Here is a 26,838-nt window from a genome sequence, read left to right on the forward strand (position 1 = left end):
ATGAACGCGATCCAAAACTTCTTCAAGACGTTCTTCCTGACCGAGCTGCTCAAAGGTCTGGCGCTGACGGGCCGTTATACGTTCAAGCGCAAGATCACGGTGCAGTTCCCGGAAGAGAAGACTCCGATGTCGCCGCGTTTCCGTGGTCTGCACGCGCTGCGCCGCTATGAAAATGGCGAAGAGCGCTGCATCGCGTGCAAGCTGTGCGAGGCCGTGTGCCCCGCGATGGCGATCACGATCGAATCGGAAGTGCGCGAGGACAACACGCGCCGCACGACGCGTTACGACATCGACCTGACCAAGTGCATCTTCTGCGGTTTCTGCGAAGAGAGCTGCCCGGTCGACTCGATCGTCGAAACGCACATTCTCGAGTATCACGGCGAGAAGCGCGGCGATCTGTACTTCACGAAAGACATGCTGCTGGCCGTCGGCGACCGCTACGAAGCGCAGATCGCGGCGAACAAGGCAGCAGATGCACCGTACCGTTGATCTTAAGCTTGACGCTGCATCGGCCCGCGGTTCGGGCCGGCTGCGGGGAACGCGCGTGCCGCAAAACGCCGCGCGCCGCAGTCTGACCGCCGCCGCGGCGCACTCTGGTCTGGCCGCCAGTCCGCGCCGCGCAATCCGCCTCACGATGGCCTCAACGATGAACCAGTAATCATGGAATTCACGACCGTCCTGTTTTACATCTTCGCGCTGCTGCTCACGCTATCAGGGCTGAAGGTGATCACCTCGCGCAATCCCGTCTCGTCGGCGCTCTTTCTCGTGCTCGCGTTCTTCAACGCAGCGGCGATCTGGATGCTGCTCGAGGCCGAATTCCTCGCCATCCTGCTGGTGCTCGTCTACGTGGGCGCGGTGATGGTGCTGTTCCTGTTCGTCGTGATGATGCTGGACATCAACGTCGACGTGCTGAGCCGCGACTTCAAGCGCTTCATCCCGGTGGCGACCATCGTGGGCGCGATCATCGTGGTCGAAACCGCGCTGATCCTGTGGCACGGCTACGGCGCGACCAGCGCACCGGTGCCCGACACTTCGGCGGCCGCTGCCGCGTCGGTGTCGAACACGCACCTGATCGGCAAGATCATCTACACCGACTACATCTTCGCGTTCGAAGTCGCCGGCCTCGTGCTGCTGGTGGCGATTGTCGCGGCCATCGCACTGACCGTGCGCGAGCCGAAGGACAGCAAGCGCCAGAACGTCTCGAAGCAGGTGGCCGTGCGCCGCGAGGACCGCGTGCGTCTCGTGAAGATGCAGGCTGTCGTGGAAGTGCCGGAGCCGGAACCGGAACCGGCGCCTGCGGAAGCGGCTGCTCCGGCAGCAGGCGCGGCACCGGCTGCACCCGCTGCCCCGGCCGCACCGGCAACGAAGAGCTAAGCGCGAAGGAGCGAAACATGTTGACTCTGGCCCATTACCTCGTGCTCGGCGCGATCCTCTTCGCGATCTCGATCGTCGGAATCTTTCTCAATCGGCGCAACGTCATCATCATCCTGATGGCGATTGAGCTGATGCTGTTGGCGGTGAACACGAACTTCGTCGCGTTCTCGCATTATCTCGGTGACGTTCACGGACAGATTTTCGTGTTCTTCGTGCTAACTGTTGCGGCCGCGGAAGCCGCGATTGGTCTGGCTATTCTTGTGACTCTGTTCCGCAGCCTCGACACGATCAACGTCGAGGACCTCGATCAGCTCAAAGGCTAAGGCAGGCTGCTATGGCAACAACACTCAACGAAACCTTATTGCTGGCGATTCCGCTAGCGCCTCTCGCCGGTTCTCTCATTGCCGGCCTGTTCGGCAAGACGGTCGGGCGCGCGGGCGCGCATACGGTGACCATTCTCGGCGTGGCGATCGCGTTCGTGCTCTCGTGCATGACGTTCTTCGACGTGCTGAACGGCGCGAGCTACAACGCCACCGTGTACGAATGGATGTCGGTCGGCGGCCTGAAGTTCGAGGTCGGCTTCCTGATCGACTCGTTGACGGCGCTCATGATGATCGTCGTGACTTTCGTGTCGCTGATGGTGCACATCTACACGATCGGCTACATGGCCGAGGAAGAGGGCTACCAGCGCTTCTTCTCGTATATCGCGCTGTTCACCTTCTCGATGCTGATGCTCGTGATGAGCAACAACTTCCTGCAGCTGTTCTTCGGCTGGGAAGCGGTGGGCCTCGTCTCGTACCTGCTGATCGGCTTCTACTTCAAGCGTGAAAGCGCCATCTACGCGAACATGAAGGCGTTCCTCGTGAACCGCGTGGGCGACTTCGGCTTCCTGCTGGGCATCGGTCTGCTGCTCGCGTACGGCGGCTCGCTGAACTACAACGACGTGTTCGCGAAGGGCCACGAAATCGCGGCGCTGACCTTCCCGGGCACCTCGTGGAACCTGCTTACGGTCGCGTGTATCTGCCTGTTCATCGGCGCGATGGGTAAGTCGGCGCAGTTCCCGCTGCACGTCTGGCTGCCCGACTCGATGGAAGGCCCGACGCCGATCTCCGCACTGATCCACGCGGCAACCATGGTCACGGCCGGTATCTTCATGGTCGCGCGCATGTCGCCGCTGTTCGAACTGTCGGAAGCGGCGCTGTCGTTCATCGTCGTGATCGGCGCCATTACCGCGCTGTTCATGGGCTTCCTCGGCGTCGTGCAGAACGACATCAAGCGCGTGGTCGCGTACTCGACGCTCTCGCAGCTCGGCTACATGACGGTCGCGCTCGGCGTGTCGGCGTATCCGGTCGCGATCTTCCACCTGATGACGCACGCGTTCTTCAAGGCGCTGCTGTTCCTCGGCGCAGGTTCGGTCATCATCGGCATGCACCACGACCAGGACATGCGCAACATGGGCGGCCTGCGCAAGTACATGCCCATTACGTGGATCACTTCGCTGGTCGGTTCGCTCGCGCTGATCGGCACGCCGTTCTTCTCGGGCTTCTACTCGAAAGATTCGATCATCGACGCCGTGAAGCTCTCGCACCTGCCGGGTTCGGGCTTCGCGTACTTCGCGGTCGTGGCGAGCGTGTTCGTGACGGCGCTGTACTCGTTCCGTATGTACTTCCTCGTGTTCCACGGTGAAGAGCGCTTCCGCGGTCCGAAGCATCCCGAATCGCCGATGGCGATCGAGGCGGCCCACGGTCACGGCGATCATGGTCACGACGAACATCACGTCCACGTGCCGCACGAGTCGCCGTGGGTGATCTGGGTGCCGCTGGTGCTGCTCGCGATTCCTTCGGTGATCGCCGGCGCCTACGCGATCCAGCCGCTGCTGTTCGGTTCGTTCTTCCAGAACGGCGTGGCGTTCGACAAGGTGATCTTCATCGGTCAGAACCACGAAGCGCTCACGGAAATGGCTTCGGAATTCCAGGGCTGGGCCGCGATGGGCGCGCATGCGTTCTCGGGTCTGCCGGTTTGGCTCGCGCTTGCGGGTGTGGTGGTGGCGTGGTTCTTCTACATGAAGCGCCCGGATCTGCCGGCCGTCGTGCAGCGTACGTTCGCACCGGTCTACAAGCTGCTGGCTAACGCGTATTACCTCGACAAGATCAACGAAATCGTCTTCGCTCGCGGAGCGGTCGCAATCGGTCGCGGTCTGTGGAAGGAGGGCGATGTCGTCGTGATCGACGGCGTCGTAAACGGGAGCGCCAAGTTTATCGGCTGGTTTGCAACTGTCATTCGTTTCCTGCAATCCGGCTATATCTATCACTACGCATTTGCCATGATCATTGGCATGCTTGGCCTCCTTACCCTGTTTGTAACGCTCAGCGGCAAATAAGGCGAGGAAACGCATGCACGCAACTCCGATTCTCAGTATTGCGATCTGGATGCCGATATTATTCGGCGTCGTCGTTCTAGTAGTGGGTTCCGACCGGAACCCGGGCCGAGCCCGCTGGCTCGCGCTCATCGGTTCAGTGCTTAGTTTCCTCGTTACGCTCCCGCTCGTTTCGGGCTTCGACACCACCACGGCTGCGCTGCAGTTCGAGGAGAAGTCGGTCTGGATCGAGCGGTTCAACATCGCCTATCACCTGGGCGTCGACGGCATCGCCATGTGGTTCGTGGTGCTCACGGCGCTCATTACCGTGATCGTCGTGATTGCGGGCTGGCAGGTGATCAAGGAAGACGTCGCGCAGTATTTCGCCGCCTTCCTTGTCCTGTCGGGGCTGATGATCGGCGTTTTCTGCGCCGCAGACGGTCTGCTGTTCTACGTGTTCTTCGAAGCCACGCTGATCCCGATGTACATCATCATCGGTATCTGGGGCGGCCCGAATCGCGTGTATGCGGCATTCAAGTTTTTTCTGTACACGCTGGCCGGTTCGCTGCTGATGCTGGTCGCGTTGCTGTACATGTACCGTGTGACGCACACGTTCGACCTCGCCACCTGGCAGGACGCCAAGCTCGCCATGACGCCGCAGATACTGCTGTTCATCGCGTTCTTCTTCGCGTTCGCCGTGAAGGTGCCGATGTGGCCGGTGCACACGTGGTTGCCGGACGCGCACGTCGAAGCGCCCACGGGCGGCTCGGTGGTGCTGGCCGCCATCATGCTGAAGCTCGGCGCGTACGGTTTCCTGCGTTTCTCGCTGCCGGTCACGCCGGACGCGAGTCATTACCTGGCGCCGGTCATCATCACGCTCTCGCTGATCGCTGTGATCTACATCGGTCTCGTGGCGATGGTGCAGGCGGACATGAAGAAGCTGGTCGCGTATTCGTCGATCGCCCACATGGGTTTCGTCACGCTCGGCTTCTTTATGTTCGGCCCGTCGAGCCAGCTTGCGATTGAAGGCGGGATCATCCAGATGATCTCGCACGGCTTCGTCTCGGGCGCCATGTTCCTGTGCATCGGGGTGCTGTACGACCGCATGCACACGCGTCAGATCGCCGATTACGGCGGCGTCGTCAACACGATGCCGAAGTTCGCGGCGCTGGCCATGCTGTTCGCGATGGCCAACTGCGGCCTGCCGGGCACCTCTGGATTCGTCGGCGAATTCATGGTGATTCTGGCGGCTGTGAAGTTCAACTTCTGGATCGCATTCGGGGCGGCGTTCACGCTGATCCTGGGCGCGGCCTATACGTTGTGGATGTACAAGCGGGTGTTCTTCGGCGCCATCTCGAACGATCATGTTCGCGAGCTGAAGGACATCAACGGTCGCGAATACTTCATTCTTGCGGTGCTCGCGCTGTTCACGCTTTTCATGGGCATCTACCCGAAGCCCTTTACCGATGTGATGCACGTTTCCGTGGAAAACCTCCTCTCCCACGTCGCAGTGTCGAAACTGCCGCTGTCACAGTAATACCGAGCGGAGGAACAAAAGATCATGCCAAACGCCCCTATGAACGCTCTGCTACCCGACGCGCTGGTGATGACCGGCCTCGTCGTGGCGTGGATCAACGACACGTTCTCCGGTCCTTCGGGCCGGCGCACGACCTATTTCATCGCGCTGCTGACCACGGTCATCGCCGGTATCTGGTTTGCGGTGAACGCGTTTGACCCGCACGTGTACTACTACTTCACGCGCATGTACGTGGTGGATGCGTTCGCCAGCGCCATGAAGTCGGTCGTCACGCTCGGCTACGCCGTGTCGATCGTGTACTCGCGCAAGTATCTCGAAGACCGCGACATGTTCCGGGGCGAGTTCTTCCTGCTTGGCATGTTCTCGCTGCTCGGCCAGCTCGTGATGATCTCGGGCAACAACTTCCTGACGCTGTACCTCGGCCTCGAGCTGATGTCGCTCTCGCTCTACGCGGTCATCGCGCTGCGCCGTGACGCGACGCAGTCGAACGAAGCGGCCATGAAGTACTACGTGCTGGGCGCGCTCGCATCGGGCTTCCTGCTCTACGGCATCTCGATGCTGTACGGCGCGACCGGTTCGCTCGAACTCGGCGAAGTGTTCAAGGCGGTGGCCTCGGGTCACATCAACGACATCGTGCTGCTGTTCGGCGTGGTGTTCATCGTGGCGGGCGTGGCGTTCAAGATGGGCGCGGTGCCGTTCCACATGTGGGTGCCCGACGTCTACCAGGGCGCGCCCACGGCCATGTCGCTGCTCACCGGCGGCGGCCCGAAGGTCGCGGCGTTCGCCTGGGCCGTGCGTTTCCTGGTCATGGGTCTGCTGCCGCTGGCCGTCGACTGGCAGCAGATGCTGATCATCCTGGCCGCGCTCTCGATGATCGTCGGCAACATCACGGGTATCGTTCAGCGCAATGTCAAGCGCATGCTCGCGTACTCGGCCATCTCGAACATGGGCTTCGTGCTGCTCGGCCTGCTCGCCGGCATCGTCGACAACAAGGCGACGGGCGCGGCCAGCGCGTACAGCTCGGCCATGTTCTACAGCATCGTCTACCTGATCACGACGCTCGGCGCGTTCGGTATCGTCATGCTGCTGTCGCGCCGCGACTTCGAAGCGGAAACGCTCGACGACTTCAAGGGCCTGAATCACCGCAGCCCGATGTTCGCGGCGGTCATGATGGTCATGATGTTCTCGCTCGCCGGCATTCCGCCGACGGTCGGCTTCTATGCGAAGCTCGCCGTGCTCGAAGCGACGATGAACGCCGGCCTTACGTGGCTCGCGATCCTCGCCGTGGTGACGTCGCTGTTCGGTGCGTTCTACTACCTGCGCATCGTCAAGCTGATGTACTTCGACGCACCGACGGACACCGCGCCGATCGAAAGCCACAGCTGCAACCGCGCGCTGCTCACGCTCAACGGCGTGGCCGTGCTGGCGCTCGGCATCATTCCGGGTCCGCTGATGTCGGTCTGCCTGCAAGCCGTTTCGCATACGCTGCCGCTGTAATGTCGTCTGCTGGCTGGTTTATCGTCTTGTTGGCGCTCGCGGGCGCCAACCTCCCGTTCCTCAATCAACGGTTGTTCGGCCTGGTGCCGGTGCGTGCGCAGAAGAAAAGCGCGTGGATCCGCATTGCCGAACTGATCGTGCTGTATTTCGTGGTCGGTGCGTTCGGCTTCCTGCTGGAAGCGCGCGCCGGTAACCGCTTCGACCAGGGCTGGCAGTTCTACGCCATCACGTTCAGTCTTTTTGTCGTGTTCGCGTTCCCCGGCTTCACCTGGCAATATCTCGTCAAACGCCGTCAGGCGTGAAGCGCGCGCCTCGTCCCGCACGAGGCGCGCGTTGTCAGTTTCTTCGCGGCTTTCCCGCGCCTTCCCGATCACGCGTCTTTCCGAGGTTTCAACATGGCTGCTGAAGATCAGAAACACGACCCGGCGCTCGCCGAGACGTGCGTCGAAAGCACGACGCTCCACGCGGGCAAATTTCTCACGCTTAAATGCGATACGGTCGCGCTGCCCGACGGCAAGCACGCCACGCGCGAATACGTGCAGCATCCCGGCGCGGTCATGGTGATTCCGCTGTTCGACGACGGCCGCGTGCTGATGGAGCGCCAATATCGCTATCCGCTCTCGCGCGTGATGACGGAGTTTCCGGCGGGCAAGCTCGATCCGCAGGAAGGCGCGCTCGCCTGCGCGATCCGCGAACTGAAGGAAGAGACCGGCTATACGGCGCGCGAGTACATTTATCTGACGAAGATTCATCCGGTCATTTCGTACTCGACCGAGTTCATCGACATCTATCTGGCGCGCGGCCTCACGGCGGGCGAGTCGAAGCTCGACGAAGGCGAATTCCTCGAAACCTTCACGGCCACGCTGCCCGAACTGCTCGAATGGGTGCGCAACGGCAAGATCACCGACGTGAAGACGGTGATCGGCACGTTCTGGCTCGAGAAGGCGCTTTCGGGCGAATGGCCGCTCGGCAAGGCGGAGCAGGGCTGATCGCGGTTCTAGCAAGCTGAACAGCAACACGGCGGCCCGCGAGGCCGCCGTGTGCATTCTGGCGCGGCGGATTCGATCGAACTGCTTTGGCGCGCAAAATTAGGCGGCGCTACAATTCATCATCGGCATTCCCCGCGCATCAACGCCGCCACCGGTGCGGGTAGGGCAGTGAATACCCCACCCCAAAAATTTACGAACGGTCGTTCACAAATTTGCGATTTGCGCTACACTTCAACGCAAGCCTCGACTCCCCATGAAGGTCCTCGATTTACAGTGTCCAGACGGCCATCGGTTTGAAGGCTGGTTCGCTTCCGCTGACGATTTCGAATCGCAGCGCGCGCGCAAGCTGGTCGAATGTCCGATGTGCGGTGCGAACGAAGTCACGCGCCTGCCGTCCGCGCCCCGGCTGAATCTGTCGGGCGCGCGCGCGACGCCTGACGCACCGTCTCATGCTCAGGGCAAACACGCTGAGCAGGCGGCGCAGTGGCAGGCGCACGTGATGCGTGTGATGCGCGAGGTCCTCGAGAAAACGGAGAACGTAGGCGACCGTTTCGCCGAGGAGGCGCGGCGCATTCACTACAACGAAGCGCCGTCGCGCAACATTCGCGGAGTTGCTTCCGTGGAGGATGCGCAAGCTCTCGTCGAAGAAGGCATCGATGTGATGCCGCTGCCGGTGCCGGCCGCGCTGAAGGGTCCGCTGCAATAACCACGCGGGTCGTCGCCGAGGCTGGGGGGATCGTCCCCAACCAGCCGCGGCCAGGAGACAACCCGCATGGATCTCGATTACTCCCCCACCGACGACGCATTCCGCGCCGAAGTCCGCACCTGGCTCGAGGCCAATCTGCCTCAGGCCATGCGCGACAAAGTCCTGAATCACAAGCGCCTCTCGCGCGACGACATCGCCAACTGGCACAAGCTGCTCGGCCAGAAAGGCTGGTCCGTGCCCGCATGGCCCGTCGAATTCGGCGGCCCCGGCTGGACCGAAGCGCAACGCCATATCTGGGACGCGGAATGCGGGCGCATCGGCGCACCGCCGGTGCTGCCGTTCGGCGTCTCGATGGTCGCGCCCGTCATCATGAAGTACGGCAACGAGGAGCAGAAGCGCCGCTATCTGCCGCGCATCCGTTCGGGCGAGGACTGGTGGTGTCAGGGCTATTCCGAGCCCGGTTCGGGTTCCGATCTCGCCTCGCTGCGCACGCGCGCCGTCCGCGATGGTGATCACTACATCGTCAATGGCCAGAAAACCTGGACCACGCTCGGCCAGCACGCCGACATGATGTTCTGCCTCGTGCGCACCGACCCCGCCGCGAAGAAGCAGGAAGGCATCTCGTTTCTGCTGATCGACATGAAGACGCCGGGCATCACCGTGCGCCCGATCATCACGCTCGACGAAGACCATGAGGTCAACGAAGTGTTCTTCGAGGACGTGAAGGTGCCGGTCGAGAACCTCGTCGGCGAAGAGAATCGCGGTTGGACCTACGCGAAATATCTGCTCGGCCACGAGCGCACGGGCATCGCGCGCGTGGGCGCATCGAACCGCGAACTCGCGTTCCTCAAGACCGTCGCGCTGAACCAGAAGAAGAACGGCAAGCCGCTGCTGCTCGACCCGGTGTTCGCCGCGCGCGTGGCCGCCGTCGAAATCGAACTGATGGCGCTGGAAGTAACCGCCGAGCGTGTTATCGCGAGTTCGAGTAACGGACGCGGCCCCGGCCCCGAGGCGTCGATGCTGAAGATCAAGGGCACCGAAATCCAGCAGGCGCTCACCGAACTGATGGTCGACGCGGTCGGGCCGCTCGCGGCGCCGTTCGATCCGGCCTTCCTCGAAGGCGAGCACGCGCACGCGGCAGGCGGCGACGACGACGCAGCGCCGCTCGCGGCGTACTACTTCAACTATCGCAAGACGTCGATTTACGGCGGGTCGAACGAAATCCAGAAGAACATCATCTCGCAGATGATTCTGGGGATTTGAGGAGCGGCGCAATGGACTTCAATTTCACCGAAGAGCAACAGCAACTCGCCGACGCGCTGCGTCGCTATCTCGACAAAAACTATGGCTTCGAAGCGCGCCAGGCGATCGTGAAGACGCCCGCAGGCGTCTCGGCCGATCACTGGAACGCGTTCGTCGAGCTTGGGCTCACGGCGCTGCCGGTGCCGGAAGCGCAGGGCGGTTTCGACGGCACGCCGTTCGACATGCTCGTGGTCATGCAGGAACTGGGCCGCGCGCTCGTGATCGAGCCGTACTGGGCGAGCGCCGTGGGCATCGAGGCGCTCAAGCTCGCCGGAACGGACAACGCTGAAAACGCGCAATTGCTCGAACGCGTGGCGACCGGCGAGGTCAAGCTCGCGCCCGCGTTCCACGAACCCGAGGCGCGCTACGATCTGTTCTCGCTCGCCACCACGGCGAAGGAAACCGGCGACGGTTTCGCGCTCAGCGGCGCGAAGTCGGTCGTGCAGCACGGCGCGCAAGCCGACTTCTGGATCGTGCCGGCGCGCCTCGCGGGCGAGGTGGCGCTGTTCGTGGTCGCGCGCGACGCGAAGGGCGTGACCGTCAGCGACTACCGGACGATCGACGGCCAGCGCGCCGCCACGATCCAGTTCGATGCCGCGCAGGCCCGCCGTCTCGGCGACGCGAAAGCGGGCGCGGCCACGTGGGAGCGGATCGCCGATTACGCCACTTTCCTGCTGTGCGCGGAAGCGGTCGGCGCGATCGACGCGCTCAATCACGCGACCGTCGAATACACGAAAACGCGTCAGCAATTCGGTGTGCCGATCGCGCGCTTCCAGGCGCTCCAGCACCGCATGGCCGAGATGCTGATCCACGGCGAGCAGGCGCGCTCGCTCACGTACCTCGCGGCCGCGCGTTACAGTAGTGCGTCCGCCGACGAGCGCCGTCGCGCGATTTCGGCGGCGAAGGCGCGCGTGGGCCAGGCGGCGCGCTACGTCGGCCAGCAGGCGGTGCAATTGCATGGCGGCATGGGCGTGACCAACGAAGTCGCGGCGGCGCATCTGTTCAAGCGTCTCGCGATCATCGAAACCACGCTCGGCGACGTCGATTACCACCTCGAACGCTTCGCCTCGCTGCCGGGGTTCGCGCAAGCGGCCGCCTGAGCGGCGAGACGAAACGGCGAGACGAAGCGGCGCAAAAAAAGCGAAACGGAGAGTCACCGATGGGCGTGAGTTACGAAGATCTCGAAGTGGGCAAGTCGTATGAAGTCGGCTCGCACACGTTCGGGCGCGACGAGATCGTGCAGTTCGCGCAGCAATACGATCCGCAGCCGTTCCACGTGAGCGAGGCGGGCGGCGAGGCGTCGATGTTCCGCGGCCTCGTCGCGAGCGGCTGGCACACCTGTTCGATCATGATGGGCATGCTCGTGCGCAACTTCCTCGAAGGCTCGACGTCGATGGGGTCGCCGGGCATCGACGAGATTCGCTGGATCAAGCCGGTGCGCGTCGGCGACACGCTCACGATGGTCAACAGCATCGTCGGCAAGCGCGTGTCGGAGAGCAAGCCCGATCGCGGCATCGTCGAAACGCGCTGGGAAGGGCGCAATCAGCACGGCGAGCTTGTCGTGACGGTGAGTTCGAAAGCGCTATTCGGTTTGCGCCATCCCGGTCTGCGCCATCCAGGAGAGGCGAAATGAGCGAAGCATCCGTGATCGAAATCGCCGATCTCGACGCCTTGCGCGCACGCGTGGGCGCCGAGCCGTTCGTGAGCGGCTGGCGCACGGTGAGCGCGGCGAGCGTGCAGGGTTTCGCCGATGCCACCGGCGATCATCAGTGGATTCACCTCGACGCCGAGCGCGCGCGCCGCGAGTCGCCGTTCGGCGGTCCGATCGCGCACGGCTTTCTCACGCTGTCGCTCGTGCCGGTGCTGCTGGGATCGACGATTTCGCTGCGTCAACGCATGGGCGTGAACTATGGGATGAACCGTGTGCGCTTCACGTCGCCGGTGCCGGTCGACGCGCGGGTGCGCGGGCGTTTCGGCGTGAAGGAAGTGAGCGAGATCGAGCGCGGCGGCGCGCAGGTCGTGTGGGACGTGACGATCGAATGCGAGGGCAGCGAGCGCCCCGCGTGCGTGGCCGAATTCATCACGCGGCATTACTTCTGATGCGTGCGGGCCGCCGTGCGTGGCCCGCTTTAAGCATGAAAAAAGCGGCGTCCGGTTCACACCGGACGCCGCTTTTCTTTTGAAGCGTGCCGCGATTCAATCCGTAAATCAGGCCGCCTTAGCGCTGTGCTTCGCGTACTGCGTCGCGCCGAACAGCATTTCCTTCGCCTTGTCGTCCATCAGCGGCTTGCGCGCGTTCGCGAGCACTTCCACGCCGCGCTTGACTGCGGGGCGCGCGGCGATGGTTTCGTGCCAGCGCTTCACGTTCGGCAGCGCGTCGAGATCGATGCCCTGGTTCTGCCACGAACGCGTCCACGGGAACGCGGCGATATCGGCGATCGTGTACTCGTTGCCGGCCAGATATTCGCTCTTTTCGAGCTGCGTTTCCATCACGTTGTAGAGGCGCTTCGCTTCGTTCGTGTAGCGGTTCACCGCGTACTCGATCTTCTCGGGCGCATAGATGCGGAAGTGGTGCGCCTGGCCGAGCATCGGGCCGAGGCCGCCCATCTGGAACATCACCCACTGCAGCACGTCGTAGCGCGCGGCGAGATCGTCGGGCATGAACTTGCCGGTTTTCGCGGCCAGATAGATCAGGATCGCGCCCGATTCGAACAGCGAGAACGGCTTGCCGTCGGCGCGCGCCGGACCTTCGGAATCGACGATCGCGGGAATCTTGTTGTTCGGGCTGATCTCGAGAAACTCGGGCTTGAACTGATCGCCCGCACCGATATCGATCGGATGCGCGCGGTACTCGAGGCCGGTTTCCTCGAGCATGATGTGGACTTTGTGGCCGTTGGGCGTGGCCCAGCTATAGACGTCGATCATCGTGGCTCCTTGGGACGGGGCGCCACGGCATGGGCGTCGGCGCCTGAACTGGCGGAAATTAGCATAGTTCGGCGCGCCGCGCAGAAGGCCGGCGAGTGACCTCAATGTCAGCGTGGGATCGTTGCGGTGCGCGACGGTGGCATCATGTAACGCTGTGTCCAGCTTCCGCGATTCGCACTCGTCTCCGATGACTCCATCCGCCACCGCACACACGCGCTTTTTGCCGAGCCATACGTTCTACGAGCGACACGCCACGACGCTTGGCGAAACGTCGCCCGCGCGCATTCTCGATGCGCTTGTGGCGCTCGATATGCGCGACGACAAGGTGATCGATACGCTGATGCGCGTGCGCGAGGCGCCAACGCGGCTGATGCAGCGCCTGCACGGCGGCGAGGCGCGCGCGCCGTTCGGCTTGAGCACGTTCACGCCGCTCGAGCGCAGCGAACGCGAGTTATCGTTCGGATTGGCGGGGCGCTTCTGGCGGCCGGATTTCGGGCTCGTCGAGGTGGCGGACGCCGACGCTTTCCTTGCGCTCGCACGCACCGATATCGCGAAGCTGGTGCTGCGCTATCGCGTGGACGAAGCGGGCGCGCAGGCGTCGCGGCTTGTGACGGAGACGTTCGTCTATTGCCCGTCGTGGTCCACCCAGGCGTTGATGACGCCGTACTGGCTGGCGATCCGCGCGGCCAGCGGCTGGATCCGGCGCAGAACGCTGGCGTCGGTGGCCAGAACGCTCGCGACCGGGCGCGCGGGCGCAGGCTGAATGAATTGCGCGCGCATCGAGCGGATTTTGCGATCTGCCCGATGCCGCGCCGATGTTGCCCGTGAGCGCCGGACTTACGAGCGCGTAACCGGCATCTCCACGCGCGAAGCCGCGCCCGGCTCCATGTGGCGCGCGAATTCGAGCTTGGCGATGGCGTTGCGATGCACCTCGTCCGGGCCGTCCGCGAAACGCAGCGTGCGCGCCTGCGCATACGCGTAAGCGAGCGGGAAGTCGCCGCTCACGCCGCCGCCGCCGTGCACCTGGATCGCCCAGTCGAGCACCTGGCAGGCCATGCTCGGCGCGACCACCTTGATCATCGCGATCTCGCCGCGCGCGCCCTTGTTGCCGACCGTGTCCATCATGTACGCGGTCTTGAGCGTGAGCAGGCGGGCCTGTTCAATCATGCAGCGCGCTTCGGCGATGCGCTCCTGCGTGACCGTCTGCTGCGCAATGGTCTTGCCGAACGCGACGCGCGAAAGCGCGCGCTTCGCCATGAATTCGATCGCGCGTTCCGCAAGCCCGATCAGCCGCATGCAGTGGTGGATGCGGCCCGGTCCGAGGCGACCTTGCGCGATCTCGAAGCCGCGACCTTCGCCGAGCAGGATGTTCGACGCCGGTACGCGCACGTTCTCCAGCTTGATTTCCATGTGGCCGTGCGGCGCGTCGTCGTAGCCGAACACCGTGAGCGGGCGCTTGACCGTGATGCCCGCCGCGTCGGACGGCACGAGGATCATCGACTGCTGCGCGTGACGCGGGCCGTCGGGATCGGTCTTGCCCATCACGATATAGACCGCGCAGCGCGGATCGCCCGCGCCCGACGACCACCACTTCGTGCCGTTGATCACGTAGTCGTCGCCGTCACGCTCGATGCGCGTCTGGATGTTGGTCGCATCCGACGAGGCGACTTCCGGCTCCGTCATCAGGAAGGCCGAACGAATCTGCCCTTGCAGCAGCGGATCGAGCCACTGGCGCTTGTGCTCCTCGGTGCCGTAGCGCTCGATGGTTTCCATATTGCCAGTGTCGGGCGCGCTGCAATTGAACACTTCGGGCGCCCAGATCACGCGGCCCATGATCTCGCACAGCGGCGCGTATTCGAGGTTCGTCAGGCCCGCGCCGCGATGCGATTCGGGCAGAAACAGATTCCACAGTCCGGCTTCGCGCGCCTTGACCTTGAGCTTCTCGACGATTTCGGTGGGCACCCACGCGTTGCCGGCGGCGCGGTTGCGCTCGACTTCCTCGTGATAAACGGACTCGTTCGGATAGATGTGTTCGTCGAAGAACGCGAGCAGCTTCTCGCGCAGCGCCTGCACTTTCGGGGTGTAATCGAAATTCATCTGGACCTCGCTAAAGAGCACGGAAGCGCACCGAATGCGATTCGCGTGCGATGGGTTTGCCGATCGATGAGTCAGGAAATCCGGCGCGCGTCTAGCGCACCTTTTGTGCGTAGTGCCACGCGAGTTCGGCCATCGGCCGCGCGCGGCGTCCCGCGTCGGCGGCCTGGGCGCTGGCGGCGGTGCCGTCGACCACGCGCTTCATGATCCCTTGCAGGATGGCCGCGATGCGGAACATGTTGTAGGCGAGATAGAAGTTCCAGTCGCCGCGGATTTCGAGGCCGGTGCGCTCGCAATAGCGCTGCACGTAGTGCTGCTCGTCGGGAATGCCGAGCGCCTGCCAGTCGAGTCCGCCGATGCCGCGGAACTGGCCCGGCTCGACGTGCCACGCCATGCAGTGATACGAGAAGTCGGCGAGCGGATCGCCGAGCGTCGAAAGCTCCCAGTCGAGCACGGCGAGCACGCGCGGTTCGGTCGGGTGGAAGATGAGGTTGTCGAGGCGGAAGTCGCCGTGCACGACCGAGACGCGCGAGCCCTGATCGTCGGGCATATGCTGCGGCAGCCACTCGATCAGGCGATTCATCGCGTCGATCGATTCGGTTTCCGAGGCCTGATACTGGCGGCTCCAGCGATCGATCTGGCGTGCGAAGTAATTGCCGGGCTTGCCGTAATCGGCGAGACCGATGGCGTCGGGCTTCACGTTGTGGAGCGCGGCGATCACGCGGTTCATTTCGTCGTAGATCGCGCCGCGTTCCTCGCGCGTCATGCCGGGCAGCGCCTGATTCCACAGCACGCGGCCCTCGACGAACTCCATCACATAGAACGCGCGGCCGATCACGGCTTCGTCCTCGCAGAGCGCGAGCATCTTCGCGACCGGCACGTCGGTGGCGCCGAGCGCGTCCATCACGCGATATTCGCGCTCGATGGCATGCGCCGAGGGCAGCAGCTTCGCCTTCGGCCCCGGCTTCGCGCGCATCACGTAGCTGCGCGTGGGCGTGACGAGCTTGAAGGTGGGATTCGACTGGCCGCCGGCGAACTGCTCGACCGTGAGCGGCCCCGCGAAGCCCGCGACGTGCGCCGCGAGCCAGCCGCTCAAGGCCTCGACGTCGAAGCGTTGACGATCGGCCACGGGCCGCGTGCCTTCGAACGCCGAGAAGTCGGTGGACTTGTCGGCGGCGTTCTTGTCTCCATCCGGGTTGGCTTGCGCCATGTTTGTCTCCGTTCTTGTGTAAGCCGTCGGTGCAACGCGCTAGCGCTGCGGGCGATAGCGCAGATATTGCGCGTACAGCATCTCCATCGTGGTGTTGCGGGTGTCGCGATGCAAAGGCGAGGGCGGCGCGTGGTTGAGCGCGCGCACGACCCAGTCGTGCGGTTTCGCGCCCACGTCGAGCACGTTGATGCAGCCCGTGGTCTGCGCGAGATGGCCGAAGAACGTGCGCCCGCCGGCCGTGATCGCATGCGAGAGAATCGCGCGGTTCACGCCGCCATGCAGCACGAGCAGCGCGGTGTCCCAGGAGGTGTCGGCGCGCAGTTCGGCCACGGCGGGCAACACGCGATCGAGCAATTCGCCGATGCTCTCGCCGCCGAGAAAGCGCGTTTCCTCGGGCACGACGCCGTCGAAGGCGCGCAGGAACGCGTTCTCGATATCCGCGGGCGGGATGTCGGCGAGACGGCCGCCGCGAATCTCCTGCCACGCGGGCTGTTCTTCGAGCGCGATAGCCTGGCCGGTCGCGTCGAGCACGTGGCGCGCGGTTTCGACGGTGCGCCGCAAGCCGCTGACGATCACGCGGTCGAAACGCACGCCTTGCTGCGCGAACGCCGCGCCCGCGGCGCTCGCCTGCGCGCGGCCGTTCTCGTTGAGCGGCACGGTGTCCGGGTCGATGGCGCGGCCCGAATCGTCGAAATAGGTGACGTCGCCATGCCGCATCAGATACACACGGCGGCGCTTTGGTAGCTGGAAGTCGCTCATCGCTTGTAGACCGGAGAACGTTTTTCGAGGAACGCAGTGATGCCTTCGAGGCCGTCGCTGTGATGCAGCGAGGCGACGAAGTTGTCGCGTTCGGCCGCAAGCTGCTCGTCGAGCGTGTGCGTGACAGCGGCGTTCGTCAGGCCCTTGATGCGCGAGACCGAGTTCGGCGCGATCTTCGCGAGTTCGTCGGCCCAGGCGAGCGCGGCGTCGAGCGCGCCCTGTGGTTTGGCGAGGCGGTTGACGACGCCCAGTTCGGCGAGGCGCGGCGCAGCGATCGGCTTGCCTTCCGCCATGAGCTCGAACGCCAGCGCGCGCGGCAGCGATTGCGCGAGGAACCACGAGCCGCCGCCGTCGGGCGTGAGGCCGACGCGCGCGTAGGCCATCACGAACTTCGCGTCCTCGGCGGCCACCAGCAGGTCGGCGGCCAGCGCGAGCGAGAAGCCCGCGCCCGCGGCCGCGCCTTCCACGGCGGCGATCACGGGCTTGCTGCACTGGCGCATGGCCGTGACCCATTGCGCGAGCATGTCGATGCTGGCGGCCTGCACCGACGGATCTTTCGCGCGGTTTTCGAGCAGGCGGTTCAGGTTGCCGCCCGCGCAGAAGAAGTTGTCGGCGCCCGTGAGCACGATCGCGCGCAGCGACGCATCGCGCTCGGCGGCGTCGAAGGCCTCGATCGCGGCCGCGTACATGTCGGGATGCAGCGCGTTGCGCGCGCCGGGATTCGAGAGCGTGAGCACGAGCGTCGATTCATGGCCGTGCGGGCGGGTACTGAGGAGTTCGGCGCTCATGACTGGGCCTCGTTCGGTGCGATGGGGGCGGCGCGCAGGCGCTTGCCGGACTTGCCTTTTACGGCGAGTTTCGCGAAGGTGTCGGCGGGATACGCAATCGCAGCGCCGCCGAGTGTCTCAATATTGAAATGATGGAAAGTCATTGGAAGCCTGGCTCCATGATTGGCCTAGAATAGCACGGTCGTACATTTTTATGAAAACGGTTCGGCAATCTCGTTTTGCCGGATCTCGCCCCCCGGGAGGAGACAAGGATGATCAAGCTGCATGGTTTTGCGCTGTCGAACTACTACAACAAGGTGAAGTTCGTGCTGCTCGAACATGGCATTCCGTTCGAGGAAGTGGTGACGAAGCTGCCGCTCGCCGAGGCGCAGCTCGCCGAATCGCCGGCCGGCAAGGTGCCGTACATCGAGACGGAGCAGGGCTTTCTGTGCGAGTCGGCCGTGATCGTCGAATATCTGGCGGCGCGTTTTCCCGAGAAGCACATTTTTGCCGCCGATCCGTGGCAGGCCGCCAAGGAGCGCGAGCTGATCACGTTCATCGAAACGCATCTGGAGCTGGTCGCGCGCGATCTGTACGGCGAGGCGTTCTTCGGCGGCAAGGCCAGCGACGAGGTGAAGGCGACGGTGGAAAAGCGCCTGAACCGCTATATCGCGAGCTTCAAGCGGATTGCGAAGTTCGCGCCTTATGTGGGCGGCGCGCAGTTCGGCGTGGCGGATATGGCGGCGTTCGTGAGCCTGCCGCTCGTCGCGATGACGACGCAGAAGATCTACGGCCGCGACTTCCTCGCCGAGGCCGGCGTGGACTGGAAGGCGTACATCAAGCAGGTGGGCGAGCGCCCGGCCGCGCAGCGCGTGGGCGCCGACCGCAAGGCGTATATCGAAGCGAACGCGTAAAGGGAAACGGCGCGCCGCGCGGCGCGATGATCGGGCGCGCCGTGAGGCGGTTCGCGCCGTTGTCACGCAGATCATCGCGCGGGCGCGGCGTGAAATGGCGTCGCGTGGCGCTACGCGCTCAGAGCCGCGCGAGCCGTTCGAGCGCGCTCGCGAGCGTGCTTTCCTGCTTGGCGAAGCAGAAGCGCACGACGCCCGATTCGTGCGACTCGTGATAGAACGCCGACACCGGAATCGCCGCCACGCCGATCTCCGTCGTGAGCCACTTCGAAAACTCGGCTTCGGGCAGATCGCTGATCGCCGAGTAATCGACGCACTGGAAATACGTGCCCTCGCAGGGCAGCAGCTTGAAGCGCGAGTTCGCGAGGCCCGCGCGGAAAAAGTCGCGCTTCTTCTGATAGAACGCGGGCAGGTCCAGATACGGCTGCGGATCGCGCAGATAGTGCGCCAGACCGACCTGCATCGGCGTGTTCACCGTGAACACGTTGAACTGATGCACCTTGCGGAATTCCGCCGAGAGCGCGGCGGGCGCGGCCACATAGCCCACCTTCCAGCCCGTCACGTGAAACGTCTTGCCGAAGCTCGACACGATAAAGCTGCGCGCGGCCAGTTCCGGGTAGCGCGCCACACTTTCGTGCGGCTGGCCGTCGTAGACCATGTGTTCGTAGACTTCGTCGGAGAGGATCAGCACGTTGGTGCCGCGCACGATCTCTTCGAGCTGGCGCATGTCTTCCGCGCGCCAGACCGTGCCGGTCGGGTTGTGCGGCGTGTTGATGAGGATCAGGCGCGTCTTCGGCGTGATGGCCGCGGCGAGGCGGTCGAACGGAATCGCGTAGTCGGGCGCTTCGAGCGTCACGAACACGGGCTTGCCGCCCGCGAGTTCGATCGACGGCAGATAGCTGTCGTAGGTCGGCTCGACCACGATCACTTCGTCGCCGGGATGCACGGTCGCGAGAATCGCCGTGAGGAGCGCCTGGGTGGCGCCCGCCGTCACCGTGATTTCGCTGTTGGCGTCGTAGCGGCGGCCGTAGACCTGCTCGATCTTGTCCGCGATGGCCTCGCGCAGCGCGGCCACGCCGGCCATCGGCGGATACTGGTTGTGGCCGTCGCGCATGGCCTGCGCGACCGCGTCGACGATGCGCGCATCGCAGTTGAAGTCGGGAAAGCCCTGGCCGAGATTGACCGCGCCCTTTTCGGCGGCCAGCGCGCTCATCACCGTGAAGATCGTCGTGCCGACGTCGGGCAGACGCGACGGAAAAGAGGGCGTGAGCAGGTTCTGCGTCGACGGAGCTTGCGAAGGATGCGGTGCGTTCATGGCGCGGTCGTCTGAATTCGGAGGAACGGGAAAGCCTGATTGTAGGGAAATCGGCGCGGCTGCGTGCGCGGGTTCGGGCGCGGGGTTCCGGTGGCCCGGGCCGTGGATCGCCTCAAGTCGCCGCAGTTCGCGTCGGGCTGCCGCGGTCGCGACGACTTCAGGCCGCGGCTTCCGCCGCGCCGCCCAGCCCGCATTCGGCGACGAACACGTCGGGCGTCGCGATCCGAAAGCCGAAGTCGCGCGCGATGCGCTTCGCGAGCTTGAGCACTGCGCGATCCTTCGAGACCAGCCACGCCGCGCCGCTCGCGCGCGCGAGTTCGAGGAATTTCTGGTCGTCGCGATCGCGGCATTGCGGCAGCGCACGCGCGTCGGCGGGCAACTCGGGTGGCTCGATCAGCGAGACGAGCGGGGCGAGCGCGGCCAGCGCGCCAGCCTTGTCCACGCCGCGCCCCTGCAGATGCGGATAATCGAGCACGAACGCGAGTTCGCCGTGGCAGCGCGCGTCGATCAGCGCCTTGAGGGCGCCGCGTTCGAGCGCGGCGCGTATCGGCCGCGTGTGGGGATCGTCGAAGATGAGGATGTCGAGCCAGACATTGGAGTCGAGCACCACCGTGGGCGCGTCGGTATTCTGGGGCGTAAAACCGGTCATTCGTGAATTCGCTACAATCGGGCTTTCGCCTTTGAACATGGGCACCGCGTGCCCTGCAAGCCTCTATGATAATCGTTCTGTCGCCGGCCAAATCGCTCGACTATGACACGCCGGCGCACGTCGACACCCACACCATCCCCGATTTCGTCGACGACGCGGCCGAGCTGATCGACGGCCTGCGCCGCCTGTCGCCGCAGCAGATCGGCACGTTGATGAGCATTTCCGACCCGCTCGCGCGGCTGAACTTCCAGCGCTACGCCGACTGGTCCACGCGCTTTAGCCAGACCAATGCGAAGCAGGCCGTGCTCGCGTTCAACGGCGACGTCTACGAAGGCTTCGACGCCAAATCGCTCTCGCACGCCGACCTCGACTACGCGCAAAACCACGTGCGCGTGCTCTCGGGTCTTTATGGCCTGCTGCGTCCGCTCGACCTGCTGCAACCGTATCGTCTGGAGATGGGCACGCGCTTCGAGAACGCGCGCGGCAAGGATCTCTACGCGTTCTGGGGCGAGCGCATCACGCACGCGCTCAACGCGCAGTTCGAGCACAACCATGCGAAGCGTTCGAAGCACGGCGCGCGCGTGCTCGTGAATTGCGCGTCGAACGAGTACTTCAAGGCCGTGAAGCCGAAGAAGCTCGACGCGCCCGTGATCACGCCGGTGTTCGAGGACTGGAAGGGCGGCCGCTACAAGATCATCAGCTTCCACGCGAAGCGCGCGCGCGGCCTGATGGCGCGCTATGCGGTCGAGAACCGCATCGCCGAGCCCGAAGCGCTCAAGGCCTTCGACAGCGAAGGCTACGCATTCGATGCGGGCGCATCGAACGATTCGACCTACGTATTCCGCCGGCGCATCGCCGATTGACCGTTTGAGCGGCGCGCGAGCACCGATCCAGCCAAGGACATTGCCATGACGATTTCCATCTCCAGCCAGTTCGACGCGGGCGCGATCGAAGTCCTGTCGTGCGAACAGCCCGACGATATCCGCCTGCGCGTGCGGCCCGACAATCAGTCGGAATTCGCGCAGTGGTTCTACTTCCGCCTGACGGGCGCGCGCGGCGAGCCGTGCACGATGACCTTCGAGAACGCGTCGGCCTGCGCGTTTCCCGAAGGCTGGCGCGACTACCAGGCCGTCGCGAGCTACGACCGCGTGAACTGGTTCCGCGTGCCGACCTCGTATGACGGCAAGGCGCTGACCATCGAGCACACGCCCGATTTCGACAGCATCTACTACGCGTACTTCGAGCCGTACGGCGAGGAGCGCCACTCGGAATTCCTCGGCGCGCTGCAGCAGTTGCCGCATGCCACGCTGAGCGAACTCGGCCAGAGCGTCGAGGGCCGGCCGATGTCGCTGCTCTCGCTCGGCATGCCCGGCGACACGACGCCTGAAGGCAAGCCCAAGCAGACCGTGTGGATCATCGCGCGCCAGCATCCGGGCGAGTCGATGGCCGAATGGTTCGTCGAAGGACTCGTGAAGCGGCTGGCGGGCTGGGGCGACTGGTCGGGCGATCCGGTCGCGCGCAAGCTGCTCGACCGCGCGATCTTCCACATCGTGCCGAACATGAACCCGGACGGCAGCGTGCACGGCAACCTGCGCACCAACGCCGTGGGCGCGAACCTGAATCGCGAATGGATGGAGCCCGACGCGCAGCGCAGCCCCGAAGTGCTCGTGGTGCGCGACGCGATCGAGCAGACCGGCTGCGATCTGTTCTTCGACATTCACGGCGACGAGACGCTGCCGTATGTGTTCGTGGCGGGCTCGGAAATGCTGCCGGGCTTCACGGAGCAGCAGCGCGTGGAGCAGAAGGCGTTCATCGACGCCTTCAAGATCGCGAGCCCCGACTTCCAGGACAAGCACGGCTACGAGGCGAGCCGTTATCGCGAAGATGCGCTCAAGCTCGCGTCGAAGTACATCGGCCATCGCTACGGCTGTCTCTCGCTCACGCTTGAAATGCCGTTCAAGGACAACGCGAACCTGCCCGACGAGCGCGTGGGCTGGAACGGCGAGCGCAGCGCGTCGCTCGGCGCGGCGATGCTGCAGGCGATCCTGCATCACGTCGAGACGTTTGCGTGATGCTCGCTTAGCGGCCTGGCCGCGATCGCGATGAGATGAAAAAAGGGGGAAGCGGTGTGAGCCGCTTCCCCCTTTTGCTTGTGCCGCGCTTACTGTGCCGTGGACTTTTTCTTTGTCGTCGTCGACTTTTTCGTCGTGGCCTTCGCGCTGGATTTCGTCGTCGATTTCGACGCGGACTTCGTGGCGCTTTTCGACGTGGTCGCCGACGACTTGTGGCTCGACTTGCTGGTCGACTTCTTCGTCGTGCCCTTGCTCTTGCCGGTGGCCTTCTTCGACTTCGCGCCGTGCTTGCCGCTCACATGCGCCGCGCCCGACGAGGCACCGCTGCGTTCGCTGTGCGCGCGTGCAGGCGGTTCGGGATCGTTCCAGCTGAAAGCGAGGATCTGCTGGCCGACATAGCCGCAGCGGAATTTGAGATCGTACGGCGCATGGCTGCGGTCCTGCGGAATGCCGATGCCGTCGACGGTGACGATGGTGTCGACCTTCACGCGCTGCTTGCCTTCGTCGAAGGAGTCGTTCCAGGGCGTGACGGTGGCGTGCGTGCTATCGAAGGAACTGGGCGGAAACTCGACGTGATCGAGCACGCTCGACGTGCCCGCGATGAAGTTGCCGTGCGCGGCGCAACTGGCGACCAGCGGATCGGCATGCATCTGCGTGACGTAGGTGTTGACGAGATCGGATTGCTGCTCGAGCTGGTCGGCCTCGGCGGGCAGCGTGCAGACGAGCATCAGGCTCGCGGCGCAGGCGACCAGTCGGCCTCCAGTACGCAGCAACTGGCGGAAAGCGATGTTGCGGTCCATCTGATTGTTCTGGATGAGGGTGGAACGTCTGGCACCGTAAGATGCTGCGCTGCGTGGTTGAGTTCAATCCTGAAACAATTATTTCGCGCGTTGCCCTCGTGGGATCGACAGTTGACGCCGTGTTTTGGCTGGCGGCGACGCAGTGTGCGGCTCGTGGCCGCAGACGCCGAATCATTCTAGCGCACGCGTGGCGCGTGGCAATTGAGGAAACCGTCAGGGATGAGACGCTTCGTGCTGCGTGCAGGGACGACGCGTTGCGCGTCGCGTAGCGACGTCAGGTGCGAGGTCCGCCGAGGCGATAGCGGCGTACGTCGTAGGTGGTGACCCACGCGGGCCGATAGACGGCGATCAGCGCCGTGGCCATGCCGGTGAACCAGGCCTCGCCGGACGCGAGCAAGAACACGCTGAACGCATAGCCGGCCGGCACCGTGAGCATCGAGCCGCTGTTGAGCGCGATGTGCGTGCCGAGCGCGAGATACGCCGCGGCGCAGACCGCGATGGCGGGCGAGACAAAGCCCTGGCCGACGATGAACATGAAGAGGTTGCGCGGCAGCCAGGCAGTGAAGGCGCGCTGGAGCAACGCCGACAGACAGACCGGAAACGCACCGTACACGAGGAAGGTGAGCGCGACGCCGTCCCAGGGCGAGTCGAACACGAGCGCAGCAAGTGCGACGACCACGGCCATGGCGATGAGCGCGAGCCCCCAGTCGAACAGCGTGACCACGAGGGTGGCGCCGAGCAGGTGCATCACGGTGCCGTCTTCGAGCCACGCGTTGCTCGCCCACAGCACGGAGACGGCCACGATGATGGCGAGCCACACGTGCTGGAGCGTCGCGTCCTGCAGACGCTTGAACGGGTTGTTCCATAGCGCGAACGCAAGCAGACCCGCCGATGCAACCCATGCAGCGACGATGACCCACAACGGTAGTGGCGTATAGAGGAACCCCATGTGCTTCATATTACTCGTTGGAGGGCAAAACGTGTACGCAGCCTGGCGGCGCTTCGCTGTCTTCGGCGTCGACGACGGTCGTCCCGGGCGCGGTGGAAGGCGCCGGTGCCGCGCCGCCGTAGGGCGGCGTGGGCTCCGCAGCCATCGCTAGCGGCGCGCGGGTGTCGTCTGTCAGCAACGGATAGCGGTACGCCGTCTCCTCGCGCGGCCGCAGCGGCGTGGGGCCATGCTCGCCATGTGCGGGTTTGCGCGCAGTCTCGCGACGCGTGCGCAGCACCTGCAGCTGGTTCGACAGCAAGCCGTTGTAGATCGCCACGGCCGCCGCCCGGTTGGGCGCGCCGAGCTGCTGGAAGATGCTGGCCAGATGGACCTTGACCGTGCCTTCGCTGATGCCGAGTGCGCGCGCGATCATCTTGTTCGTGCTGCCCATGTGCACGCAACGCAGGATCTGCTCCTGACGCGGCGAAAGACTCGCTTTCGGCGACAGCTTGTGTGGCAGCGCCATGCCGCGTGCATGGCGGCGCGGCGGAACCGGCCACGCGCCGGGCGGGCAGAACATCGGACCAAAGACGTCGGCGGGCAGATGATCGCCGCCGAGCAGGATCAGTTCGAGCAGCTTGACGATCAGGATCGAGTCCGTGGTGCGGCGGATGATGCCGCGTGCGCCTTCGGAGAGCAGGGCGCGCACCATGTGCGGCGGTTCGGTGCGATCGACGAGCACGGCGACGGGCAGCGTGCGGTGCCGATTGACGAAGTGACGCAGCTCGCCGGCGCGGATGCCGTCGTGCCAGTCGATGACGAACAGATTCGGCGTGAAGCGCTGCGCCGCGCGTTCGGCGCTACGCCAGTCCGGGGCGTCGCTGAAGCGCGCGCGACGGTCGATTTGTCTTAACAGCGCCTTGAGCCCTTCGCGCCGTTCGGCGTCTGGATTGAAAACAGCAAACCGCATAACACTGCCCTCCCGTGTATTGCCTCTCGGAATGTTGTGGTGCGCGTGCGTTCGGCACACGTCGCTTGAAACCGGAACAACCGCACCATGATGACAAAACGGCTGCGTTTTGACGGCCTGTCCAGATGGCGTAGGACGTAGGGCAAAAAAAAGTCCCGCACAGTGGCGGGACTTGGGAGATGGCGGGTAGGAAAACGCCGCGTTGCTTAGTGGAAGTGAGGCTGAACGGGCTCAGCATCTTCCGGCATCTCGGCGTGGACGATCTCGCCGAGCGGATCCGCATAGAGCGGCACGCCGCAATCATCGCAATATTCCGGCTCGAAACGGCCCGCGTGGCGGCGGATGTCGGTGATGCCCGATTCCTTGAGCAGCGTCACGATTTCTTCGAGCGGACCGGTGGCGTCGCTTTCTTCCGACGGCTCCTCGTCGATCTCGGCGTCGCCGTTTTCGCGGCCGTAGAGCGGCCAGACGACGCCGTACAGCACGTCGTTGCTGCCGCGCTTGGTGAAGCCGATGCGGTATTCGTCGATGCGGCGCTCGCCGAAGCCCGCGACCACGGCGCGCAGGTCCTGCGCCGTCGCGCCGATCGTGTCGAGCAGATAGCGCACGGCGGTGCGGATGGTGTGCGGGCGCACGCGCTCGTCGGCGTCGCGGCAGGCCGAGTAGTAGGCGTCCGGCAGCAGGCACTCGAACTCGCAGCCCGGCATGACGACGGCCAGATTGGCGCCGCCTTGCGTCGCCCATTGTTCGAGGCACTGGGCGCGCTCGATGCGCGAACCGTGCTCCTCTTCCTGCCAGCGGAACAGCGGCGCGCCGAGCGGAGCAGCCACCACGGCGAGCAGGAAGCGCGGATCGGCGAGGATCGGCGATGTCTCGGGCAGTTCGCCCGCGCTGATCTTCGCGACGTTGCCCGTCAGCGCCGATTGCGAGAGCTGTTGCGCGAGCCGCCACGTTTCGACGTGATGGCGCGGCAGCTGGTCGATGCTATAGAGATAGGGCGCCATCGCGACGTGCGTGCCGCTCGCCAGCACGTGCGCTTGCAGATGCGTGCGCAGGGCGTCGGAAGCGTCGGCCTTCAGCGGGCCCGACGGAATCACGTAGCGCGTCCACGCGAGAACGGGCGCGGCCACCAGCAGCGCTTCGTACTTCTCGCCCTCGTGTTCGAGGATGAACGACTCGCTATGGGTTTCCGCCATGTCGGCGAGCGCACCGTAGGCGTCCGGGTGGTTCTGCTGCAGATGATCGAGCGCGGCGTCGAGCGTGGTCTGATTGCCGTTGCGCACGACCTTCGCTAGCAGCGTGTCGAGCTTGGCCTCCCAGAAGCGGTCTTCGGTGCGGCTGCCCGAGGCGAACAGGGCGAGCGACAGGCCGACGAGTTTGTCGGCGTCGGGAGGTAGGCGTTTGGCGATTCGCGAGCGCATAAATCTGTGAGTTGGGATGCAGAGAACCCCATATTCTAGTCTGTTCCGCGCTGGCCATCGGTTTGCCCTACAGGTTGAGCAGAGGAAGGCGGGTGTGTCGGGCGTTGCTGCGCTGCATGAAGCGAGGAGCTTGTGTCAGAAAGCGCTTGCGATATGTCATCTGCATGACTAGAATTCGTCTCCTTCGCAATTCACTGTCACTGACAGCGCAGCGCGAAGCCCGCGACGAGAAACCCGCGGGTCGGTTCGGCAACCA

The 26,838-nt window shown here is 64.5% G+C and carries 29 protein-coding genes; 17 read left to right on the forward strand and 12 right to left on the reverse strand.

Translation table 11 applies throughout. From position 1 onward, the window contains the following. The 13 genes from nuoI to U4Y88_RS11120 all read left to right on the forward strand — a co-directional run bounded on the left by nuoI (position 1) and on the right by U4Y88_RS11120 (position 11,861). A complete protein-coding gene (nuoI, locus tag U4Y88_RS11060) occupies positions 1 to 489 on the forward strand; it encodes an NADH-quinone oxidoreductase subunit NuoI (protein WP_224017039.1) in 489 nt (162 codons plus the stop codon). A 171-nt stretch (positions 490 to 660) separates the two neighbouring features. Continuing rightward, on the forward strand, positions 661 to 1,374 hold the full coding sequence (locus tag U4Y88_RS11065) for an NADH-quinone oxidoreductase subunit J (protein ID WP_321783850.1): 714 nt from the start codon (positions 661 to 663) through the stop codon (positions 1,372 to 1,374). Between the two features lie 17 nt (positions 1,375 to 1,391). Next, on the forward strand, positions 1,392 to 1,697 hold the full coding sequence (nuoK, locus tag U4Y88_RS11070; protein WP_006052894.1) for an NADH-quinone oxidoreductase subunit NuoK: 306 nt from the start codon (positions 1,392 to 1,394) through the stop codon (positions 1,695 to 1,697). Between the two features lie 11 nt (positions 1,698 to 1,708). Then, positions 1,709 to 3,754, forward strand: a complete 2,046-nt coding sequence (gene nuoL / locus U4Y88_RS11075) for an NADH-quinone oxidoreductase subunit L (protein ID WP_224017042.1) — start codon at positions 1,709 to 1,711, stop codon at positions 3,752 to 3,754. A 13-nt stretch (positions 3,755 to 3,767) separates the two neighbouring features. Next, on the forward strand, positions 3,768 to 5,267 hold the full coding sequence (locus U4Y88_RS11080) for an NADH-quinone oxidoreductase subunit M (protein WP_224017044.1): 1,500 nt from the start codon (positions 3,768 to 3,770) through the stop codon (positions 5,265 to 5,267). Positions 5,268 to 5,291: 24 nt separating this feature from the next. Beyond that, the gene (nuoN, locus tag U4Y88_RS11085; protein ID WP_310630529.1) at positions 5,292 to 6,764 is read left to right on the forward strand and encodes an NADH-quinone oxidoreductase subunit NuoN; all 1,473 of its coding nucleotides are present in this window, start codon (positions 5,292 to 5,294) and stop codon (positions 6,762 to 6,764) included. Beyond that, the gene (locus U4Y88_RS11090; protein WP_224017048.1) at positions 6,764 to 7,066 is read left to right on the forward strand and encodes a DUF2818 family protein; all 303 of its coding nucleotides are present in this window, start codon (positions 6,764 to 6,766) and stop codon (positions 7,064 to 7,066) included. The genes nuoN and U4Y88_RS11090 overlap by 1 nt, the downstream gene beginning before the upstream one ends. Positions 7,067 to 7,159: 93 nt before the next feature. Next, positions 7,160 to 7,753, forward strand: a complete 594-nt coding sequence (locus tag U4Y88_RS11095; protein ID WP_224017050.1) for an NUDIX domain-containing protein — start codon at positions 7,160 to 7,162, stop codon at positions 7,751 to 7,753. A 253-nt stretch (positions 7,754 to 8,006) separates the two neighbouring features. Then, on the forward strand, positions 8,007 to 8,459 hold the full coding sequence (locus U4Y88_RS11100) for a DUF1178 family protein (RefSeq protein ID WP_224017053.1): 453 nt from the start codon (positions 8,007 to 8,009) through the stop codon (positions 8,457 to 8,459). A gap of 66 nt (positions 8,460 to 8,525) precedes the next feature. After that, positions 8,526 to 9,722 carry an acyl-CoA dehydrogenase family protein gene (locus tag U4Y88_RS11105; protein ID WP_321783852.1) on the forward strand — a complete coding sequence of 399 codons (1,197 nt, stop codon included), beginning with the start codon at positions 8,526 to 8,528 and terminating at the stop codon, positions 9,720 to 9,722. An 11-nt stretch (positions 9,723 to 9,733) separates the two neighbouring features. After that, positions 9,734 to 10,861 (forward strand): acyl-CoA dehydrogenase family protein, encoded by a 1,128-nt coding sequence (locus U4Y88_RS11110; protein WP_321783854.1) that lies wholly within the window; start codon positions 9,734 to 9,736, stop codon positions 10,859 to 10,861. Between the two features lie 59 nt (positions 10,862 to 10,920). Next, positions 10,921 to 11,394, forward strand: a complete 474-nt coding sequence (locus U4Y88_RS11115; protein WP_321783856.1) for a MaoC family dehydratase — start codon at positions 10,921 to 10,923, stop codon at positions 11,392 to 11,394. Beyond that, positions 11,391 to 11,861, forward strand: a complete 471-nt coding sequence (locus tag U4Y88_RS11120) for a MaoC family dehydratase (RefSeq protein WP_321783858.1) — start codon at positions 11,391 to 11,393, stop codon at positions 11,859 to 11,861. Before U4Y88_RS11115 ends, U4Y88_RS11120 begins: the two co-directional genes overlap by 4 nt. A gap of 108 nt (positions 11,862 to 11,969) precedes the next feature. On the opposite strand, the gene U4Y88_RS11125 is transcribed toward U4Y88_RS11120, so the two are convergent. Then, the gene (locus U4Y88_RS11125) at positions 11,970 to 12,686 is read right to left on the reverse strand and encodes a glutathione binding-like protein (RefSeq protein ID WP_224017063.1); all 717 of its coding nucleotides are present in this window, start codon (positions 12,684 to 12,686) and stop codon (positions 11,970 to 11,972) included. Between the two features lie 187 nt (positions 12,687 to 12,873). Here U4Y88_RS11125 and U4Y88_RS11130 point away from each other — a divergent pair, with 187 nt between their 5' ends. Beyond that, complete coding sequence (locus U4Y88_RS11130; RefSeq protein WP_321783860.1) at positions 12,874 to 13,449, forward strand: hypothetical protein; 576 nt, start codon at positions 12,874 to 12,876, stop codon at positions 13,447 to 13,449. Positions 13,450 to 13,523: 74 nt separating this feature from the next. Here U4Y88_RS11130 and U4Y88_RS11135 read toward each other — a convergent pair whose 3' ends face one another. The 5 genes from U4Y88_RS11135 to U4Y88_RS11155 all read right to left on the reverse strand — a co-directional run bounded on the left by U4Y88_RS11135 (position 13,524) and on the right by U4Y88_RS11155 (position 17,680). Continuing rightward, positions 13,524 to 14,783 (reverse strand): acyl-CoA dehydrogenase family protein, encoded by a 1,260-nt coding sequence (locus U4Y88_RS11135; RefSeq protein ID WP_321783862.1) that lies wholly within the window; start codon positions 14,781 to 14,783, stop codon positions 13,524 to 13,526. 91 nt (positions 14,784 to 14,874) lie between these two features. Next, positions 14,875 to 15,990 (reverse strand): phosphotransferase, encoded by a 1,116-nt coding sequence (locus U4Y88_RS11140; protein WP_321783864.1) that lies wholly within the window; start codon positions 15,988 to 15,990, stop codon positions 14,875 to 14,877. Positions 15,991 to 16,029: 39 nt separating this feature from the next. Then, positions 16,030 to 16,749, reverse strand: coding sequence for a histidine phosphatase family protein (locus U4Y88_RS11145; RefSeq protein ID WP_321783866.1), 720 nt, complete (start codon positions 16,747 to 16,749; stop codon positions 16,030 to 16,032). Further along, on the reverse strand, positions 16,746 to 17,537 hold the full coding sequence (locus tag U4Y88_RS11150) for an oxepin-CoA hydrolase, alternative type (RefSeq protein ID WP_321783868.1): 792 nt from the start codon (positions 17,535 to 17,537) through the stop codon (positions 16,746 to 16,748). Before U4Y88_RS11150 ends, U4Y88_RS11145 begins: the two co-directional genes overlap by 4 nt. Next, entirely contained in the window at positions 17,534 to 17,680 is a 147-nt protein-coding gene (locus tag U4Y88_RS11155) for a hypothetical protein (protein ID WP_321783870.1), read from the reverse strand. Before U4Y88_RS11155 ends, U4Y88_RS11150 begins: the two co-directional genes overlap by 4 nt. A gap of 108 nt (positions 17,681 to 17,788) precedes the next feature. Here U4Y88_RS11155 and U4Y88_RS11160 point away from each other — a divergent pair, with 108 nt between their 5' ends. Next, positions 17,789 to 18,430: a glutathione S-transferase gene (locus U4Y88_RS11160; protein ID WP_321783871.1), complete on the forward strand. Its 642-nt coding sequence runs from the start codon at positions 17,789 to 17,791 to the stop codon at positions 18,428 to 18,430. A gap of 118 nt (positions 18,431 to 18,548) precedes the next feature. Here U4Y88_RS11160 and U4Y88_RS11165 read toward each other — a convergent pair whose 3' ends face one another. Continuing rightward, on the reverse strand, positions 18,549 to 19,742 hold the full coding sequence (locus U4Y88_RS11165; protein ID WP_321783873.1) for a pyridoxal phosphate-dependent aminotransferase: 1,194 nt from the start codon (positions 19,740 to 19,742) through the stop codon (positions 18,549 to 18,551). A gap of 157 nt (positions 19,743 to 19,899) precedes the next feature. Then, positions 19,900 to 20,391, reverse strand: coding sequence for a putative toxin-antitoxin system toxin component, PIN family (locus U4Y88_RS11170; protein WP_224017084.1), 492 nt, complete (start codon positions 20,389 to 20,391; stop codon positions 19,900 to 19,902). A 65-nt stretch (positions 20,392 to 20,456) separates the two neighbouring features. Here U4Y88_RS11170 and yaaA point away from each other — a divergent pair, with 65 nt between their 5' ends. Then, the gene (gene yaaA / locus U4Y88_RS11175; RefSeq protein WP_224017086.1) at positions 20,457 to 21,254 is read left to right on the forward strand and encodes a peroxide stress protein YaaA; all 798 of its coding nucleotides are present in this window, start codon (positions 20,457 to 20,459) and stop codon (positions 21,252 to 21,254) included. Positions 21,255 to 21,299: 45 nt separating this feature from the next. Continuing rightward, a complete protein-coding gene (locus tag U4Y88_RS11180; RefSeq protein WP_224017087.1) occupies positions 21,300 to 22,463 on the forward strand; it encodes a M14-type cytosolic carboxypeptidase in 1,164 nt (387 codons plus the stop codon). 89 nt (positions 22,464 to 22,552) lie between these two features. Here U4Y88_RS11180 and U4Y88_RS11185 read toward each other — a convergent pair whose 3' ends face one another. The 4 genes from U4Y88_RS11185 to U4Y88_RS11200 form a co-directional block, all read right to left on the reverse strand. Continuing rightward, positions 22,553 to 23,263, reverse strand: coding sequence for a BspC domain-containing protein (locus tag U4Y88_RS11185; RefSeq protein ID WP_321783875.1), 711 nt, complete (start codon positions 23,261 to 23,263; stop codon positions 22,553 to 22,555). A gap of 274 nt (positions 23,264 to 23,537) precedes the next feature. Next, a complete protein-coding gene (locus U4Y88_RS11190) occupies positions 23,538 to 24,212 on the reverse strand; it encodes an energy-coupling factor ABC transporter permease (RefSeq protein WP_224017102.1) in 675 nt (224 codons plus the stop codon). Between the two features lie 10 nt (positions 24,213 to 24,222). Next, entirely contained in the window at positions 24,223 to 25,161 is a 939-nt protein-coding gene (locus U4Y88_RS11195; RefSeq protein WP_321783877.1) for a response regulator transcription factor, read from the reverse strand. A gap of 206 nt (positions 25,162 to 25,367) precedes the next feature. After that, positions 25,368 to 26,582 (reverse strand): DUF2863 family protein, encoded by a 1,215-nt coding sequence (locus U4Y88_RS11200; protein ID WP_321783879.1) that lies wholly within the window; start codon positions 26,580 to 26,582, stop codon positions 25,368 to 25,370. Between the last annotated feature and the right edge of the window lie 256 nt (positions 26,583 to 26,838).

The organism is Paraburkholderia sp. J94, from assembly GCF_905220285.1.
GTDB lineage: Bacteria > Pseudomonadota > Gammaproteobacteria > Burkholderiales > Burkholderiaceae > Paraburkholderia > Paraburkholderia tropica_A.